Origin of the sequence: Microbacterium sp. NPDC058342, from assembly GCF_042723935.1 — a bacterium.
Taxonomy (GTDB): Bacteria; Actinomycetota; Actinomycetes; order Actinomycetales; family Microbacteriaceae; genus Microbacterium.
In genome coordinates, this window is sequence record NZ_JBHXID010000001.1 from 210,256 (window position 1) to 224,760 (window position 14,505).

12 protein-coding genes are annotated in these 14,505 nt (G+C 68.4%); 6 read left to right on the forward strand and 6 right to left on the reverse strand.

Annotation, left to right across the window (positions count from 1 at the left end; all coding sequences use genetic code 11):
- Nucleotides 1-42: 42 nt before the first annotated feature.
- From ACFWHT_RS00955 to ACFWHT_RS00975, 5 genes are all read right to left on the reverse strand, one after another.
- The gene (locus ACFWHT_RS00955; RefSeq protein WP_378824605.1) at nt 43-1,770 is read right to left on the reverse strand and encodes a DNA/RNA helicase domain-containing protein; all 1,728 of its coding nucleotides are present in this window, start codon (nt 1,768-1,770) and stop codon (nt 43-45) included.
- A complete protein-coding gene (locus tag ACFWHT_RS00960) occupies nt 1,767-2,087 on the reverse strand; it encodes a nucleotide pyrophosphohydrolase (protein ID WP_378824607.1) in 321 nt (106 codons plus the stop codon). Before ACFWHT_RS00960 ends, ACFWHT_RS00955 begins: the two co-directional genes overlap by 4 nt.
- A 294-nt stretch (nt 2,088-2,381) precedes the next feature.
- Entirely contained in the window at nt 2,382-4,451 is a 2,070-nt protein-coding gene (locus ACFWHT_RS00965; protein WP_378827848.1) for a DUF262 domain-containing protein, read from the reverse strand.
- Between the two features lie 123 nt (nt 4,452-4,574).
- On the reverse strand, nt 4,575-5,627 hold the full coding sequence (locus tag ACFWHT_RS00970; RefSeq protein WP_378824608.1) for a hypothetical protein: 1,053 nt from the start codon (nt 5,625-5,627) through the stop codon (nt 4,575-4,577).
- 175 nt (nt 5,628-5,802) lie between these two features.
- Nucleotides 5,803-6,651, reverse strand: a complete 849-nt coding sequence (locus ACFWHT_RS00975; RefSeq protein WP_378824610.1) for a hypothetical protein — start codon at nt 6,649-6,651, stop codon at nt 5,803-5,805.
- A 409-nt stretch (nt 6,652-7,060) separates the two neighbouring features.
- Between ACFWHT_RS00975 and ACFWHT_RS00980 the strand changes: the two genes are divergently transcribed.
- From ACFWHT_RS00980 to panB, 4 genes are read left to right on the forward strand one after another with little or no spacing between them, the layout of a single operon-like run.
- Nucleotides 7,061-7,831: a DUF2520 domain-containing protein gene (locus ACFWHT_RS00980; RefSeq protein ID WP_378824611.1), complete on the forward strand. Its 771-nt coding sequence runs from the start codon at nt 7,061-7,063 to the stop codon at nt 7,829-7,831.
- Entirely contained in the window at nt 7,828-8,694 is an 867-nt protein-coding gene (gene panC, locus ACFWHT_RS00985) for a pantoate--beta-alanine ligase (RefSeq protein WP_378824613.1), read from the forward strand. The genes ACFWHT_RS00980 and panC overlap by 4 nt, the downstream gene beginning before the upstream one ends.
- Nucleotides 8,694-9,098: an aspartate 1-decarboxylase gene (panD, locus tag ACFWHT_RS00990; RefSeq protein ID WP_378824615.1), complete on the forward strand. Its 405-nt coding sequence runs from the start codon at nt 8,694-8,696 to the stop codon at nt 9,096-9,098. Before panC ends, panD begins: the two co-directional genes overlap by 1 nt.
- The gene (panB, locus tag ACFWHT_RS00995; RefSeq protein WP_378824617.1) at nt 9,095-9,961 is read left to right on the forward strand and encodes a 3-methyl-2-oxobutanoate hydroxymethyltransferase; all 867 of its coding nucleotides are present in this window, start codon (nt 9,095-9,097) and stop codon (nt 9,959-9,961) included. The genes panD and panB overlap by 4 nt, the downstream gene beginning before the upstream one ends.
- Before the next feature lie 241 nt (nt 9,962-10,202).
- Here panB and ACFWHT_RS01000 read toward each other — a convergent pair whose 3' ends face one another.
- Nucleotides 10,203-12,365 (reverse strand): malate synthase G, encoded by a 2,163-nt coding sequence (locus ACFWHT_RS01000; RefSeq protein WP_378824619.1) that lies wholly within the window; start codon nt 12,363-12,365, stop codon nt 10,203-10,205.
- Between the two features lie 79 nt (nt 12,366-12,444).
- Between ACFWHT_RS01000 and ACFWHT_RS01005 the strand changes: the two genes are divergently transcribed.
- Nucleotides 12,445-13,200, forward strand: a complete 756-nt coding sequence (locus tag ACFWHT_RS01005; protein ID WP_378824621.1) for an IclR family transcriptional regulator — start codon at nt 12,445-12,447, stop codon at nt 13,198-13,200.
- 735 nt (nt 13,201-13,935) lie between these two features.
- Nucleotides 13,936-14,505, forward strand: a complete 570-nt coding sequence (locus tag ACFWHT_RS01010) for a PadR family transcriptional regulator (protein ID WP_378824623.1) — start codon at nt 13,936-13,938, stop codon at nt 14,503-14,505.

A 14,505-nucleotide genomic window follows, 5' to 3' on the forward strand; every position in this document is an offset into this window, starting at 1 on the left:
GGGTGGCGCGTCGATCGGCACGCTGCTGGGACGATCCTGCGCTCAGCCGAACAGTCCCCGCAGCCTGCGCCTCAGTCCCTCATCGCACACGTACACGTACGTCCCGAGCATCCCGCGGGTGAGCAGCACGCCGTAGATGTTGCGGATGAACACGAGCAGGTCGTCGTCGCTGAAGGCGTCCTTGAGGTGGCCGGTGTTCTCCTTGCCCTTCTTGTCGCGGTACGCCTGGCGGTCGGCGATGATCTCGCCCGACGAGGACATGCGCAGATCCGGCCCGATGATCACGCCGGCATAGTTGAGGTCGTAGCCCTGCACGGTGTGGATCGAGCCGACCTCCTCCAGGGAGACGGGGGAGTTGATCCAGTCCTTGTCGGTGCTGTTCCATCGCATCCGCTCGCCGTCGAGCTCGATGTCGAACGCCGACGAGTCCTTCTTCGAGACCCAGTCCCAGGCGTACCCGGCGACCAGCCGGGACAGCCCGACCTCGCGGTCCCGCTCCCGGATCGCGCGCCGCATCTCGCCGAGATCGTCGAAGAGCCGCAGGTCGTAGTCGCCGAGGTCGGGCCGGGTTACGGATGCCCCGCGCAGCAGCATCCGGATGTACTCGACGTAGTCGGCGCCGGCCCGCACCCGCATCTGGGTCGTCAGCGGGAAGTGCCGGTGCGCGTCCTTCGCGGCACGCAGCTCGGCGTGGAGCGTGGCGGGCGAGAGGTCGTGCGGGCGCACGCTCTGCGCACCGTCGACGAGCAGCAGCTGATGCCTGCTGCGAGCCTTGATCCAGTCGAGCTGCGTGCGCTGCGGGTCATCCGCGCCGAACAGCCGCTCGTTGATCTGCCCGAACTTCTTGTTCTGCACACCGGATGCCTGGTTCGCGCGCTGGTTCAGCCGGTGCGTCTCATCGACGAGGATCAGGTCGAACATGGCGTCCGACTCGCCGATCTGGAACGGCGTCAGCACCATGGATGGGTCGAGCCTCGGCGTCTTCCTGAACACGTTCTTCACGGACTGTCGCAGCGACTGCTGGGGGATGACGAGGGCCATCTTCAGGTCGCTCAGCAGCTGCCGGTTCTCGGAGGTGAAGAACTCCGCGAACATGGATTCCGGCTCGACGTCGTCGTGATCCTGGTGGTCGCGGATGTCGGCGAGCAGCTTCATCAGATAGATGGCGATGATCGTCTTGCCGGTGCCGGGATCGCCCTGCACGACGAGGGTGGAACGGGCTTCTGGATGCTGCAGGTCATGCAGCAGGCCCTCGATGATGTCCTCGATCGCGATCGCCTGGTCATCGGTGAGGGCTTTGAAGGGCGAGAGTTTGAAGAGGTCGCCGTTCTCGATCTGCGGGATGCTGCGGCTGAAGAGCCCCTCGCTGCGAAGCTCTTCGAAGACGTCGTGGAACGACTCGCGGTAGATCTCGCGGTCGTAGTAGCGCGCATCGGTCAGGCCGTCGTTGCCATTGAGGATGCTGTACTGGCCGTCACCGTGGAACCAGCGGATCAAGTGCGATTCGAGGTCGCGGCAGGCGGAGGTGTTGTAGGTCGGGTCGATGACGACGCGGATGGATTCGAGCCCGGTCTTGGCCGGGTTCGCGAGGTGCTGGCGCATGCGCTTGTGTGCGCTGGTCGTCTCGCCGACGTAGAGTGCGGGCGTGCGTCGACTTCGGGCGCCATCGATGACATAGACGACTGGCCAGTTCCTGTGCTGGTCGTTGCGGTTCGCCCAGGTGTCGATCTCTTCACGTTCGAACGGGACGCGCTGGATGCTGAAGCTCATGGCTCCGCGTTCTTGTTGATCTGGCCCTGGTTGATCTCGGCCGGGTACTTGGCGCGCGTCTTCTCGAGCTTGCTCAGAACGATCTCATCGATGTCGACGCCGAGCTTGTTCGCGAGGTGAATGCAGTAGGTGAGCACGTCGGCGAGCTCCTCCTCCACTCGCTCCTGCTCGGGTGCCTGGCCCCACTGGTACAGCTCGAGCAGCTCGGCGGCCTCGATCGAGATCGACTTCGCGAGATTCTCCGGCGAGTGGAACTGATCCCAGTCGCGCTCGGCGACGAAGGTACGGAGAGCCTGCAGCGTTGCGGGGGAGGGCATGATGTGGAGGGTAGCAGCGTGTCGCAGATGGTGGATCGGGAAGTCAGGAGACTACGAACAGCCTTCGCGGACAATATCGCGACGGGTGAGCCCGCTCGGCGTCGAAGCCATCTGTGAGCTGATCATTCGTGCGAGTCGGTGATCTGCGGAAAGATTTCGGTCGATGCGCCCGACAAGGTCGTCTTCGAAGAGGTCGACGTCAGGGTCGTTCAGGGGATAGACCTGAATGTTGTCAGTTTTAGGTTGCTTTGCTGAGATTCGCTCAACGCCCATAAGTTCCGAAATCTTCGAGCGTCACCCCTCCCGCCGCACCAGTTCCTCTCGCAGGTCCTTCAGCCAGGCTCCGCCCTCGACGCGCCAGAAGTACCAGGCGTTACCGCTGCGGCCACCGCGCACGACGCGCGCGGCCGCGGCAGGTGAACTGTACGTCTTTCCGTCGTAGAGCATGTGGCCGCCTGCAAGCAGCGTGCCGCGCGCTTCAGGCCAACGCTCGTCCGTGCACACCAGCACGGCGCCGACCTCCACCAACCCGACACTGATGAGGTCGGCGTAGCTCGTCGTCGCCTTGCTGAAGCGGGACGATCGGTCCACGGTCTTGCCCTCGTGGGCGGCAGGCACGGGCCAGGTCTCGAGGAGCGCGGTGATCATGGCATCCGTCCGCTCAGCGATCTTCGCCTCGTTCCAGCCTTCCGCCGAATCGTCGATCACCGGGCGATTCATGAGGAAGACGTCGTGCCGCTTCAGCGCGGTGCGCTTTCCGCCGTCGCCCAGCCACGCGGTGTTCGAGACGGACCCGTTGAGCGGCGCGGTCAGCAGCGTGAGATTTCCCAGGCGGTGCACATGGTCGTCGCGCTCCGCCTCGGCGGCGGCATCCGCCACTGGCCAGTGCGCGCGCCAGCCACGCGGCAGCAGGTGTTCGACCTGATGCTTGTCGCGATGCACCCGGATGCCAGTCTTCGACCGCCCTTCCGACGTGTAGCCGCGGTACCAGTCCTCAACCGCCTGCAACAGCATCCGCTGCATAGGCTGCGAGAAGCGCCGGTAGAAGTGCATGGTGCGCAGCATCGAGCGCACCTCATCATCACCCGGCCAGTACGTGCTCGTCGCGACGAGGCCGGTCAGATACTGTTCGACCTTCGCGACCACCTCGGCGTCCGAAGCGCTGCGGACGGCCGAGATCATCTCGGCGGCCACGCGACCGAGGTCGCTGCTCTGCAGGCGCAGCAGACGCCGCCGGATGATCCAGCTCTCGACGGCATCGATGACCGATGCGACAGTCTCCTTCCGGTATGTCGACTCGGGCGAGGTCAGCCAGAGCACGATCGGCTTCGTCATCTCGACCTGCGCCACACTCATCCGATAGATGTGCAGCGCCACGCGGTCCAGGTCGGCGTGCGAGCCCGCGGCGCGCTCGGTGAGCTCTTGATAGGTCTTCGCCTGCGCGGTGACCAGATCCAACAGTTCCGACATCGTGCGGTTCGACTCGTGCTCGGTGAAGAACTTGAAGCGCGAGAACGTCGCGCGCGGGCTGATCTCTCGCCCCACCCGTGAGACGAGCCACTGCCCCAGGAACAGGGCGCTTCGGGTGGTGGCGAACCGTCCCACACTCACCTCGGCCTCCCAGAACTTCGTCTCGAAGGGCCAGCGCGCGTACGCCTCGGCGGTGTTGGTCCCCTCAGCCTTGAGGCGCTGGAACACGTAGTTCTTGATGAGGTCCGCCGCAGTCAGCGGGGTGCCCCGCGCGTTCAGGGTCTCGAAGATCTCCTGCGAATCCTCGTCTGCGGTGAGGCGGATGATCACCAGTTGCAACGAGAGCTGAAGCGACATCGCGAGCGCGTCGGCCCGAGCGTTCGTCTGCTCGGGCACGGCGTCGAGCCATGCGCCGATGTGAGAGGCGAAGTACTCGTGCGCGCGGGAGATGAGCGAGTCGCCGTGCTCCAGCTCGCGGTAGTCGATCGGCGGGTCCGCGAGCATCACCTCGTCGAAAGCGGCGCGATCGCGATTCGTGTGGCGGAGCTTCAGCCCCGAATCGGTCGCGCCTATGAACATCGTGCCGTTGTGCGTGAGGAAGGCGAGCTGGCCGGCAAGCGACGTCAGGCCGCGTTCCTCAAAGGCCGCAGCTGTGGCATCCAGCACGAGCTGCAGTGTCGTGAGCCGCTGCTGTCCGTCGACGATGTCGAACTCCTGCACGCCCACCGGACCTGCGGCCGCGTCTTGCGTGACGACCGCGCCGAGGAAGTGGCTGACGGCGGATGCCGGAGCCTCGATCCGATGCTCCGAGATGCCGGATGTCGGCCCACAGCGGAGCCCACTGGTCGTCCTCGGTCCACACGTACGGCCGCTGGTAGATCGGCACGGTGAGATGCTGTGGCATCCCGAAGATCCCCTGCGGGGTGGTCAGATCGGTTTTCACTGGTGCTCCTTCGCCGCACTGCTCGGGATGCCGGCGGTCCATCGCATTCTATGAGCGGCATCCGACGCGACGGGTCAGTTCACCTTCCGTGCAAGGCGAGCCGCGTGCACGAACGGTGTGAACAGCGCTGTCAGCACACGGACTCCGACCGACGGGCGGGTTCGGGATCGACGCCATTCGTCGGAAGCAGATCGGTAAACCCACTCCAGCCGTTCCATGTGGCGCAGGGTCCATCGCGCTTCGACGGCAAGACGCGCTCGTCCGAGCCGATTCCGCACGGGTATGCGGAGGGCGGCTTCCGTGACGACCGCGGTGACAAGGAGGACGACGCCCATCCAGATTGTGTTCTTGCCCGAGAAGCAGAAGACGACTGTGAGCGTGAGGGAACTCGCAGCGCTCATGACAGTCAGAAATGCTCTGCGCCAACCACGCGCGCGCGCAGAGTCGGCCTTGTCCGCGGATGACATCCACGCCAGGACCTGCACTGCTGGTCCGAAGAAGGAACTCAGGCTGATTGCGATGAAGCCTGGAGCGACACCTACGCCGGGGCCCCAGACGAGTGTGCCGATAAGCACCATCGCGATCGCCGGTATGACGACGGGAGCCGTAAGGAACAAGGCGACGGTAGGCCAGGTGCGTGCCTTGGCCAGACTCCGCCATCCGGCGGTGAGAGCTTCGCCGGCCCACAGTTCCCCGTTCCTCTTCGCTTCCGCTGCTCTTCGGAATCGCGCTTCGGGATCGAGCATGCGTGGCGGAGCAACGAGCTCCGCGCGAACAATAGCGACAAAGCTCAGCAGTACCGCGAACAGCACGTGCGCGAGCACATGTGGTTCGATGAGCACGACGAGCACCGCGAAGCTCAGGACGATCATGAGTCCGAACCGGACGGCGTTCGCGATGATCCTGTTTCCTCGGCTGCGATCCTCCTCGTCGACGGCTGCTGATTCGCCACGTCCTTCGAGAACGGTGAGGATCGCGGTAAAGATCAGCAGGGCGGGCGCGTACGCGGGGAGCAGGAACGGTGCAAGTGCGTCGGTGAGGTCGACCCACGTCATGGAGACCGGAGTCAGAGTGAGAACGAACACCGCCATCGATGTCAGCATGTTTCCGGTCGCGGCGAGGAGCATCCAGGCGAGGCACCGCTGAGACAACGGACTTAACCCAGCCGGTCGATATGAGGTGTCTTTGACGGTCTTGTGTCGATTCATCTTCCCTGCTTACGTCGTCAGTTCCACAGAAGAACGCAGCTGTCTCGCCCGTCGTGTGCGCGACCGGTCGGCACCCGGTCGCGCACACGCGGTCTTACGGCTTCACGAACACTTCGTCAGCGAGCATCCCGGGACGCACACGGATCAGCACGGCGTCGCCGTCTGGCACGAGGAATGCCTCCGAGCCCGTGGCCGAAGCGCCGTTGTACAGCTCATCGATTCCGATGCCATCGGTCAGCACCACGACGTTGTCGTAGCTGTTCACCACGTTGCCTGCGCTGGTCACCGCCGCGAGCTGCACCTCGGCTGCCAGCCCGGACTCATCGCCGGTGTACGTGACCGTGTAGTTCACGATCTCGTAGTGCGACCCGGCCGGCGCCTTGTCGTTGAACTGGTTCGCCTTCGCGACCACGGCGTCGCCGTCGGCGTTGCGGCTGTTGACGACGACGGTCCAGTCGTCGCTGCTGATCTTCGACGACAGCGGGTACGGGTTCTCGCGCGTGCCCTGGGCGGCATCCGCCGGCTGCTCGTCATCCGCGGCCTGCTCGGCGTCGCCGCCCTGCTCGACGGGCTGCGAGATCGTCGTCTCGCCGCTGCCGAACGCATCGTTGAACGACGTCGCCACCACCGCGAAGAACACGATGAGGCCGACGATCGTCCCCACGATCGACACGACGAGGCCGACGATGCCCATCCACTTACGGTCGCCCTTGAGGAAGAGCGACACGATGCTGAGCACGAACGCGATCGGCAGCAGGATCCAGCCGACGATCAGCGCGCCGGGGATGCACGCGAAGAGGAACCCCACGATCGCGACGATCATCGCGACCATGGCGAGCACGTTCGTCTTCTTGACGACCTGCGGCGCACCGACCGGCGGCGCGGGCGGCGGAAGCTGCGGAGCAGGGACCCCGCCGGCGGCGGGAGGGTTGGGTACGGACATCTGATTCTCCTTCGGAGAGGTGCGTGGAGCACCGGCCTGCCCCACGACGGGTGCCGTAGGGAGCCGATCCGCGCGCACGCCGAATACCGCCCCACATCAGGGCGAGAGATACCGAGTCCGGGGGAACTCGGCGGGTCCGTCTGGACCGGCTGAGCGTCACAGTAGGGGTGACCGCCGACATCGGCGTTGCTACGGGCCGTTCGTGCTTGCTCCGGCTACGGACCAGAACACATCGCTGAGGTTGCCCGTGGTCTTCCCCCTCGAGTCGATTGCTCTGCACGTACGAGAGCAGAATGCCAATGAACCGACCGTCACTCTCACCGTTATCAGCACCTACAAGCAGATCGTCATGCACATCCTGCTTCGAGATTTGGTCAAGGATCGATCACGGGCGGATACTCATCTCGGCATGAGCACCTCACCGGCACCCCTCGCGTCGACCTTCGCCGTCATCGGCGCCGGTCGCCTCGGCGGCGTGCTCGCCGCGGCTCTGAGTGCTGCGGGCCTCACCGTGCAGGGGCCGCTGCGTCGCGGTGAGCAGGTGGCATCCGCCGACATCGCGCTGCTCTGCGTTCCGGATGCCGAGATCACCGCAGCGGCCCGCACCGCCCGCCCGCACGTCGCCTTCATCGGGCACGTCTCGGGCGCGACGCCCCTCGACGACGTCGACTTCAGCCTGCATCCGCTGCAGACCTTCACCGGCGATGAGTCGCCCGAGGTCTTTCACGGCATCGGCTGTGCCGTCGCGGGGCGCACCGACGAGGCGCGCGCGATCGCCGAGGCCCTTGCCGAGGCGCTCGGTTCCCGTCCGTTCCGCGTCGACGATGCGCATCGCGCGGCGTACCACGCCGCAGCATCCTTCGCCTCGAACCTGCTGCTGACGACGTTGGATGCCGCCGAGCAGGTCGCACGGATCGCCGGCATCCCACCCGCCCAGGCGCGCGCCCTCCTCGCCCCGCTCGCGCGGCAGAGCGTCGCCAACTGGGAGCGCTCCGGAGCGCACGCCGCGCTCACCGGGCCCATCGCCCGAGGCGACGAGCGCACCGTCACTCGGCAGCGCGACGCGATCGCCGACGCCAGGCCCGACCTCCTGGCTTTGTTCGACGCGCTGTGCGCGGGCACTCGTGATCTCGCCGCGCGAGACGACCGAGACGACCACGGCAGAGAAGGCGCCGCATGAGGATCATCCGCACCATCGACGAGGTCCGCGCCGCTGTGCGCGACGCCCGCGCCACGGGCCGCACCGTCGGGCTCGTCCCCACGATGGGCGCCTTCCACGAGGGGCACCTCTCCCTCATGCGCGAAGCCCGCGCGCAGACCGACCTCGTCGTGGTGTCGCTGTTCGTCAACCCCACCCAGTTCGGTCCCACTGAAGACCTCGATGCCTATCCGCGCGACGAGGCCCGCGACGCCGCGCTCGCCGAGCACGAGGGCGTCGACATCCTGTTCGCGCCCGCAGCGGCCGAGATCTATCCCGACGGCTTCGCCACGAGCATCCACGTCTCCGGCATCACCGACGTGCTCGACGGCGCCGCCCGCGGCTCATTTCACTTCGACGGCGTCGCGACCGTCGTCGCGAAGCTCTTCGGCATCGTGACGCCCGACGTCGCCTACTTCGGCCAGAAGGACGCCCAGCAGGTGATGGTCGTGCGCCGGGTCGTGCGCGATCTCGACCTGCCCGTGCGCATCCGGGCGTGCCCGATCGTGCGCGAGCCCGACGGCCTGGCGATGAGCTCGCGCAACGTCTACCTCGACCCGGATGCCCGACAGCGGGCCACCGCTCTGAACCGGGCCCTCGACGCGGCGGCGGCCCTGCACGCCGCCGGCGAGCGCGACGCCGCCCGGATCGTCGACGCCGCACAGCGCGTGCTGGCCGAGGCGGGCATCCGACCCGAGTACCTCGAACTGCGCTCGAACGACGACCTGCGCCCGCTCGAGCGCGTCGACGGCGACGCGCTGCTGGCCGTCGCCGCCCGCGTCGGCGCGGCCCGACTGATCGACAACCACGTCCTGACATCCCTCGTCGAGAGAGGCGAATCCTGATGCGACGCATCATGCTGAAGTCGAAGATCCACCGCGCGACCATCACCGGCAGTGACCTGAACTACGTCGGCTCGATCACCATCGACCCCGACCTGCTCGACGCAGCCGACATCCTCGAGCACGAGCAGGTGAGCGTCGTCGACGTGAACAACGGCTCGCGCTTCGAGACCTACACGATCGCCGGAGAACGCGGCACCGGCACCGTGCAGGTGAACGGCGCCGCCGCGCGGCTGGTGCACGCCGGCGACACCGTCATCGTCATCTCCTACGGCGAGTACTCCCGCAAGGACCTCACCGACTACCGGCCGACGGTCGTGCACGTCGACGGCGGCAACACCATCATCCAGGTCGACGAGGCCGTCGACCGGCTGCTCACGCCGCAGCTGACCGGGACAGTCGGATGAGCGCGCCCGCCGCTGCCCGCCCGCTCACCCTCGGCGACCTGGCGGCGAAGAAGGATGCCGGGGAGCCGATCGTCATGGTCACCGCCTACGACCACCCGAGCGCCCGGATCGCCGAAGACGCCGGCGTCGACATGGTGCTCGTCGGCGACTCCGCCGCGATGACCGTGCTCGGCCACTCGTCGACCGTGCCGGTCACGATCGACGAGATGCTCATGCTCACCCGGGCCGTGCGGCGCGGGCTCTCCGCACCGCTGCTCGTGGGCGACCTGCCGTTCGGCTCGTACGAGGCATCCGATGAGCTGGCGGTGGCCACCGCCCAGCGCTTCGTGAAAGAGGCCGGGTGTGACCTGGTCAAGATCGAGCGCGGCGGCACCACGGTCGACCGGGCGCGCGCCATCGCCGCCGCCGGCATCCCCGTCGTCGGTCATGTCGGGCTCACCCCGCAGAGTGCGACCTCGCTCGGCGGCTACCGCGCGCAGGGCCGTACGGCCGACGCCGCGCTGGCCCTGATCGACGATGCGCTGGCGCTGCAGGATGCCGGGTGCGCCGTCCTCGTGATCGAGGCGGTCCCCGCCGAGGTGACCGCCCTGCTCGTGCAGCGGCTGCGCATCCCGGTGATCGGCATCGGCGCCGGAGCGGATACCGACGGCCAGGTGCTCGTCTGGCACGACCTGCTCGGGATCACCGACGGACCCACCGCGAAGTTCGTGAAGCGCTACGCCGACCTGCGCGGCGCCGCGCTCGCGGCGGTGGGCGACTACGCGCGCGAGGTGCGCTCGGGCGCATACCCCGCCCCCGAGCACACCTACGCCATGCCCGCCGAGGAGCTCACCCGGCTGGAGGACCTGCTCGCCGCCCGCTGACGGCCCCGGTTCCGGCCCCGGCCCTGGTTCCGGCCGGCCGGCCCCGGTGCCGGCCGGCTCGCGCCCTACGGATGTCGGCGAGTTCTCCGGATGTCGGCGGACACGCCGCAGCATCCGCCGGCATCCGGAGAATCCGCCGACATCTGAAGGCGCGGCGGGCGGGAGGCCGACATCTGCAGACGCGGCGGGCGGGCGCCGGCCTGCAGGCGCGGCCGGAACCAACCAGCCGGCGGCCGCCCGATCAGGCCTGCCGGGCCTTCTTCGCCCGCCGCAGCGCGTGCAGGATCGGCTCGGTGTAGCCGCTCGGCTGCGCCGCGCCCTCCAGGATCAGGCGTCGCGCGGCCAGGTACGCGACCCCGTCGGGTGTCAGCGCCTCGTAGGCGGCGTCCCCGGCGTTCTGCGCGTCGACCACCGGCGCCAGGCGCGCCAGCGCGGCATCCACCTCCGCCACGGTGATCACGCCATGCTGCAGCCAGTTCGCCAGCAGCTGGCTTGAGATGCGCAGGGTCGCACGATCCTCCATGAGGGCGACGCCGTGGATGTCGGGCACCTTCGAGCATCCGACGCCCTGGTCGATCCACCGCACCACGTAGCCGAGGATCGACTGCACGTTGTTGTCGAGCTCGGTCGCGACGACGTCGGCGGTGAGGTCGCCGGGCGCGGCCAGCGGCGGCTGGAGCAGCACGTCGAGCGACGCCGGATCCTGCGCAGCGAGGGCGGTGCGCACCTCGAACGGATCGACCCGGTGGTAGTGCAGGGCGTGCAGGGTCGCCGCGGTCGGGGAGGGCACCCAGGCGGTGGATGCTCCAGAGCGCACGTGCGCGATCTTCTGCTCGAGCATGTCGTGCATGAGGTCCGGCATCGCCCACATGCCCTTGCCGATCTGCGCGCGCCCGCCGAGGCCCGCGGCCAGGCCGAGCGAGACGTTGCGGTTCTCGTAGGCCTGCATGAACGCCTGCGCCTTCATGGCGCCCTTCGGCTGGAGCGGTCCGGCGTGCAGCGAGGTGTGGATCTCGTCGCCGGTGCGGTCGAGGAACCCGGTGTTGATGAACACCACCCGGTCGGATGCTGCGGCGATCGCCGCCGCGAGGTTCGCCGACGTGCGCCGCTCCTCGTCCATGATGCCGATCTTCAGCGTGCGCGCGGGCAGTCCGAGCAGCTGCTCCACCCGGCCGAACAGCTCGACCGCGAACGCGACCTCGTCGGGCCCGTGCATCTTCGGCTTCACGATGTACATCGATCCGGTGCGGCTGTTGGCGCCGCGGCGTGCACCCACCAGATCCGGTAGCGATCCGACCGCCGTCATGATCGCATCGAGGATGCCCTCGAACACCTCCTCGCCGTCCCGGTCGAGCACGGCATCCGTGCGCATCAGATGTCCCACGTTGCGGATGAACAGCACCGAACGGCCCGGCAGCGTCAGCTCCGCGCCGTCGCGGCCCGTGTAGGTGCGGTCGTCGGCCAGGCGCCGTGTGAAGGTCTGCCCGCCCTTCGACACCTCTTCGGTGAGGGTGCCGTCCATGACGCCGCGCCAGTTGCGGTAGCCGAGCGCCTTGTCGTCGGCGTCGACCGCCGCGACCGAATCCTCCAGGTCGATGATCGTGGTGATCGCCGACTCCAGCACGATGTCCTGCACGCCCGCGGAATCCGTCCGGCCGATCGCGCCCTCGCGATCGATCACGATCTCGAGGTGCAGGCCGTGATGGGTGAGCAGGATCGCCGTCGGCGCGCCCGCATCGCCGGTGTGACCGGCGAACCCGGCAGGGACGGCGAGACGGCGGATGCCTGCGGCCGTGTCGACCGCGAGTCCCTCGGCGTCGACGCGGTAGGCCGTGGCATCCGCATGGGAGCCTTCCGTGAGCGGTGCAGCCTCGTCGAGCAGCGCCCGTCCGCGGGCGATCACGGCGGCGCCGCGCGCGGCGTTGTATCCGCGGGTGGGGGCGAGCTCGGCCGTCTGCGCGATGGCATCCGTGCCGTAGAGCGCGTCGTACAGCGAACCCCAGCGCGCGTTCGCCGCGTTCAGCGCGAAGCGGGCGTTCAGCAGCGGAACCACCAGCTGCGGGCCCGCCATGGTGGCGATCTCGGGGTCGACGTTCTCGGTGGTGATCCGGAACGGGGCCGGCTCGGGAGAGAGGTAGCCGATCTCGGAGAGGAACGCCCGATACGCCTCGGGGTCGGGCCGCCCCGGCCGCGCGCGGTGGTGGTCGTCGATGCGCGCCTGCAGCTCGTCGCGGATGCGCAGCAACTCGGCATTGCGCGGACCCAGCTCGTGCACGAGGGTCGCGACACCGTTCCAGAACGCATCGGCGTCGATGCCGGCCTCGGCGAGTGACGGTTCGGCGAACTCGACGATGGGTGCGGCCACGCGCAGTCCGGCGCGGTCGACATAGGTGGTGTGAGTCACGGTCGGGCTCCTTCTCGATCTGTCTCCACGGTAGAGACTGAGCTCGATTCCGGAGCGGCGATTCCGTATCGTGGAACTCGTGGCATCCGCGGAATCAGGTTCGGGCACGGTCCAGTCGGTCGCACGCGCCTTCGCGCTGCTCGAGGCGCTCGCCGCCGGCGGCGGCGAGGCGGGACTGGCGGCGCTCGCATCCGGCACCGGGCTCGCCGTGCCCACCGCCCACCGGCTGCTCGGCACCCTGCATCGCCTCGGCTATGTGCGCCAGCTGGACGACCGGCGCTACGCGCTCGGCGCGGGACTCATCGCGCTCGGGTGCCAGGCCGTTCCGCAGCTCGCCGATGCGGCGGCGCCGCTGCTGGCGCGTTTGGAAGATGCCTTCCACGAGACGGCGAACCTCGCCGTGCTCGACGGCGACCTCGTGCTGTACGCCGGGCAGGTGGCATCCCGTCAGCGCATGCGCATGTTCACCGAGATCGGCCGGCGCGTGCTGCCGCACTCCACCGGCGTCGGCAAGGCGATGCTCTCGGCCATGCCCGAGCCGCACGTGCGCTCGCTGATCGCCCGCACCGGCCTGCCGCGCTTCACCCCTCAGACGCTCACCGACCCGGATGCCTTCATCGCCGACCTGCGCCTTTCGCGCGCCCGCGGCTTCGCCGCCGACGACAGCGAGCAGGAGGTCGGTGTGCGCTGCATCGCCGTGGCGGTGACGGGGCTCGGCCAGCCCGCCGCCCTTTCGGTCTCGGGCCCCGCCGCGCGGATCACGGATGCTCGGGTGCCCGAGGTGGTCGCCGCCCTGACGGATGCCGCCGCCGAGCTGCGCGACGCTGCGCTCTGAGCATCCGGGGCCTTGGGCGGCGGCGACCCCGTCGGTCCGGGTCGCAGTTGGTGCCGGTATCCGGCCGCCCCATCCGTTCAGGTCGCAGTTGGTGCCGGTATCCGGCGGCCAGAGCGGGACGAATCGCGACCTGGATGCCCGGAGCCGGCGCTTTCCGGGACGAATCGCGACCCGGATACTGAGGGTGCGCCCGTCGAGCCGCCTCGTCCGTTCAGGTCGCAGTTGGTCCCGGTATCAGGCGGCCCCGTCGGTCCAGGTCGCAGTTGGTCCCGGTATCTGGTTGCCCCCGTCGGCCCAGGTTGCAGTTGGTGCCGGTATCCCGCCGTCCCGTCGGTCCGGGTCGCAGTTGGTGCCGGTATCCGGCGGCCAGAGCGGGACGAATCGCGACCTGGATGCTGGGAGGCGGCGCTTTCCGGGACGAATCGCGACGTGGATGCTGAGGGAGCGCCCGCCGAGGCGCCTCGTTCGTTCAGGTCGCAGTTGGTGCCGGTATCTGGTTGCCCTATCGGTCCAGGTCGCAGTTGGTCGCGGTATCCGGCCGCCAGAGCGGGACGAATCGCGACCTGGATGCCGGGAGCCGGCGCTTTCCGGGACGAATCGCGACCTGGCGCCCGAAAACCCGCGCCGAACGCGCCCGCACCCGGCCGTGAGTGCGCCGAGAACCCGGCGGCATCCCTTGTCGAACGACACGTACCGACATATCGTTAACCATCGTTCACGTCTGAGGAGGCAATCATGAACGGATCATTCCCCTCCGGTGGCTTCGGCTTCGGATCGAGCAACGGCTCAGGCAACCCGCTCGCGGGCGTCTGGGAGGCCATGGACCAACTGCGCAGCAGCTTTGAGCAGCGCTCCAGCGCACCGCGCATGGCGCGCGGCGACGTGCGCGCGGCCGTCATCAGCCTGCTCGCCGAACGGCCGATGCACGGTTACCAGATCATCACCGAGATCGCCGATCGCTCCGGTGGAGCCTGGAAGCCCAGCGCCGGATCGGTCTACCCGACGCTGCAGCAGCTCGCGGACGAGGGCGTGATCACGGCCGAGGAGCAGGGCGGACGCAAGACCTACTCGCTGACGGAGGCAGGCATCGCGGAGTCCGAGGCCGCCGCCGACAGGCCGGCGCCGTGGGAGTCCGCGGGCAGCCGTCCGTCGGGCCACCACACAGCCCTTCCGAAGGCCGGGATGGAGCTCGCCAGCGCGACCGCCCAGGTCGCCCGCACGGGCACGCCCGAGCAGGTGAAGCAGGCGGTCGACGTGCTCGAAGACGCCCGGCGTAGGCTGTACGCCATCCTCGCCGAAGGGTGA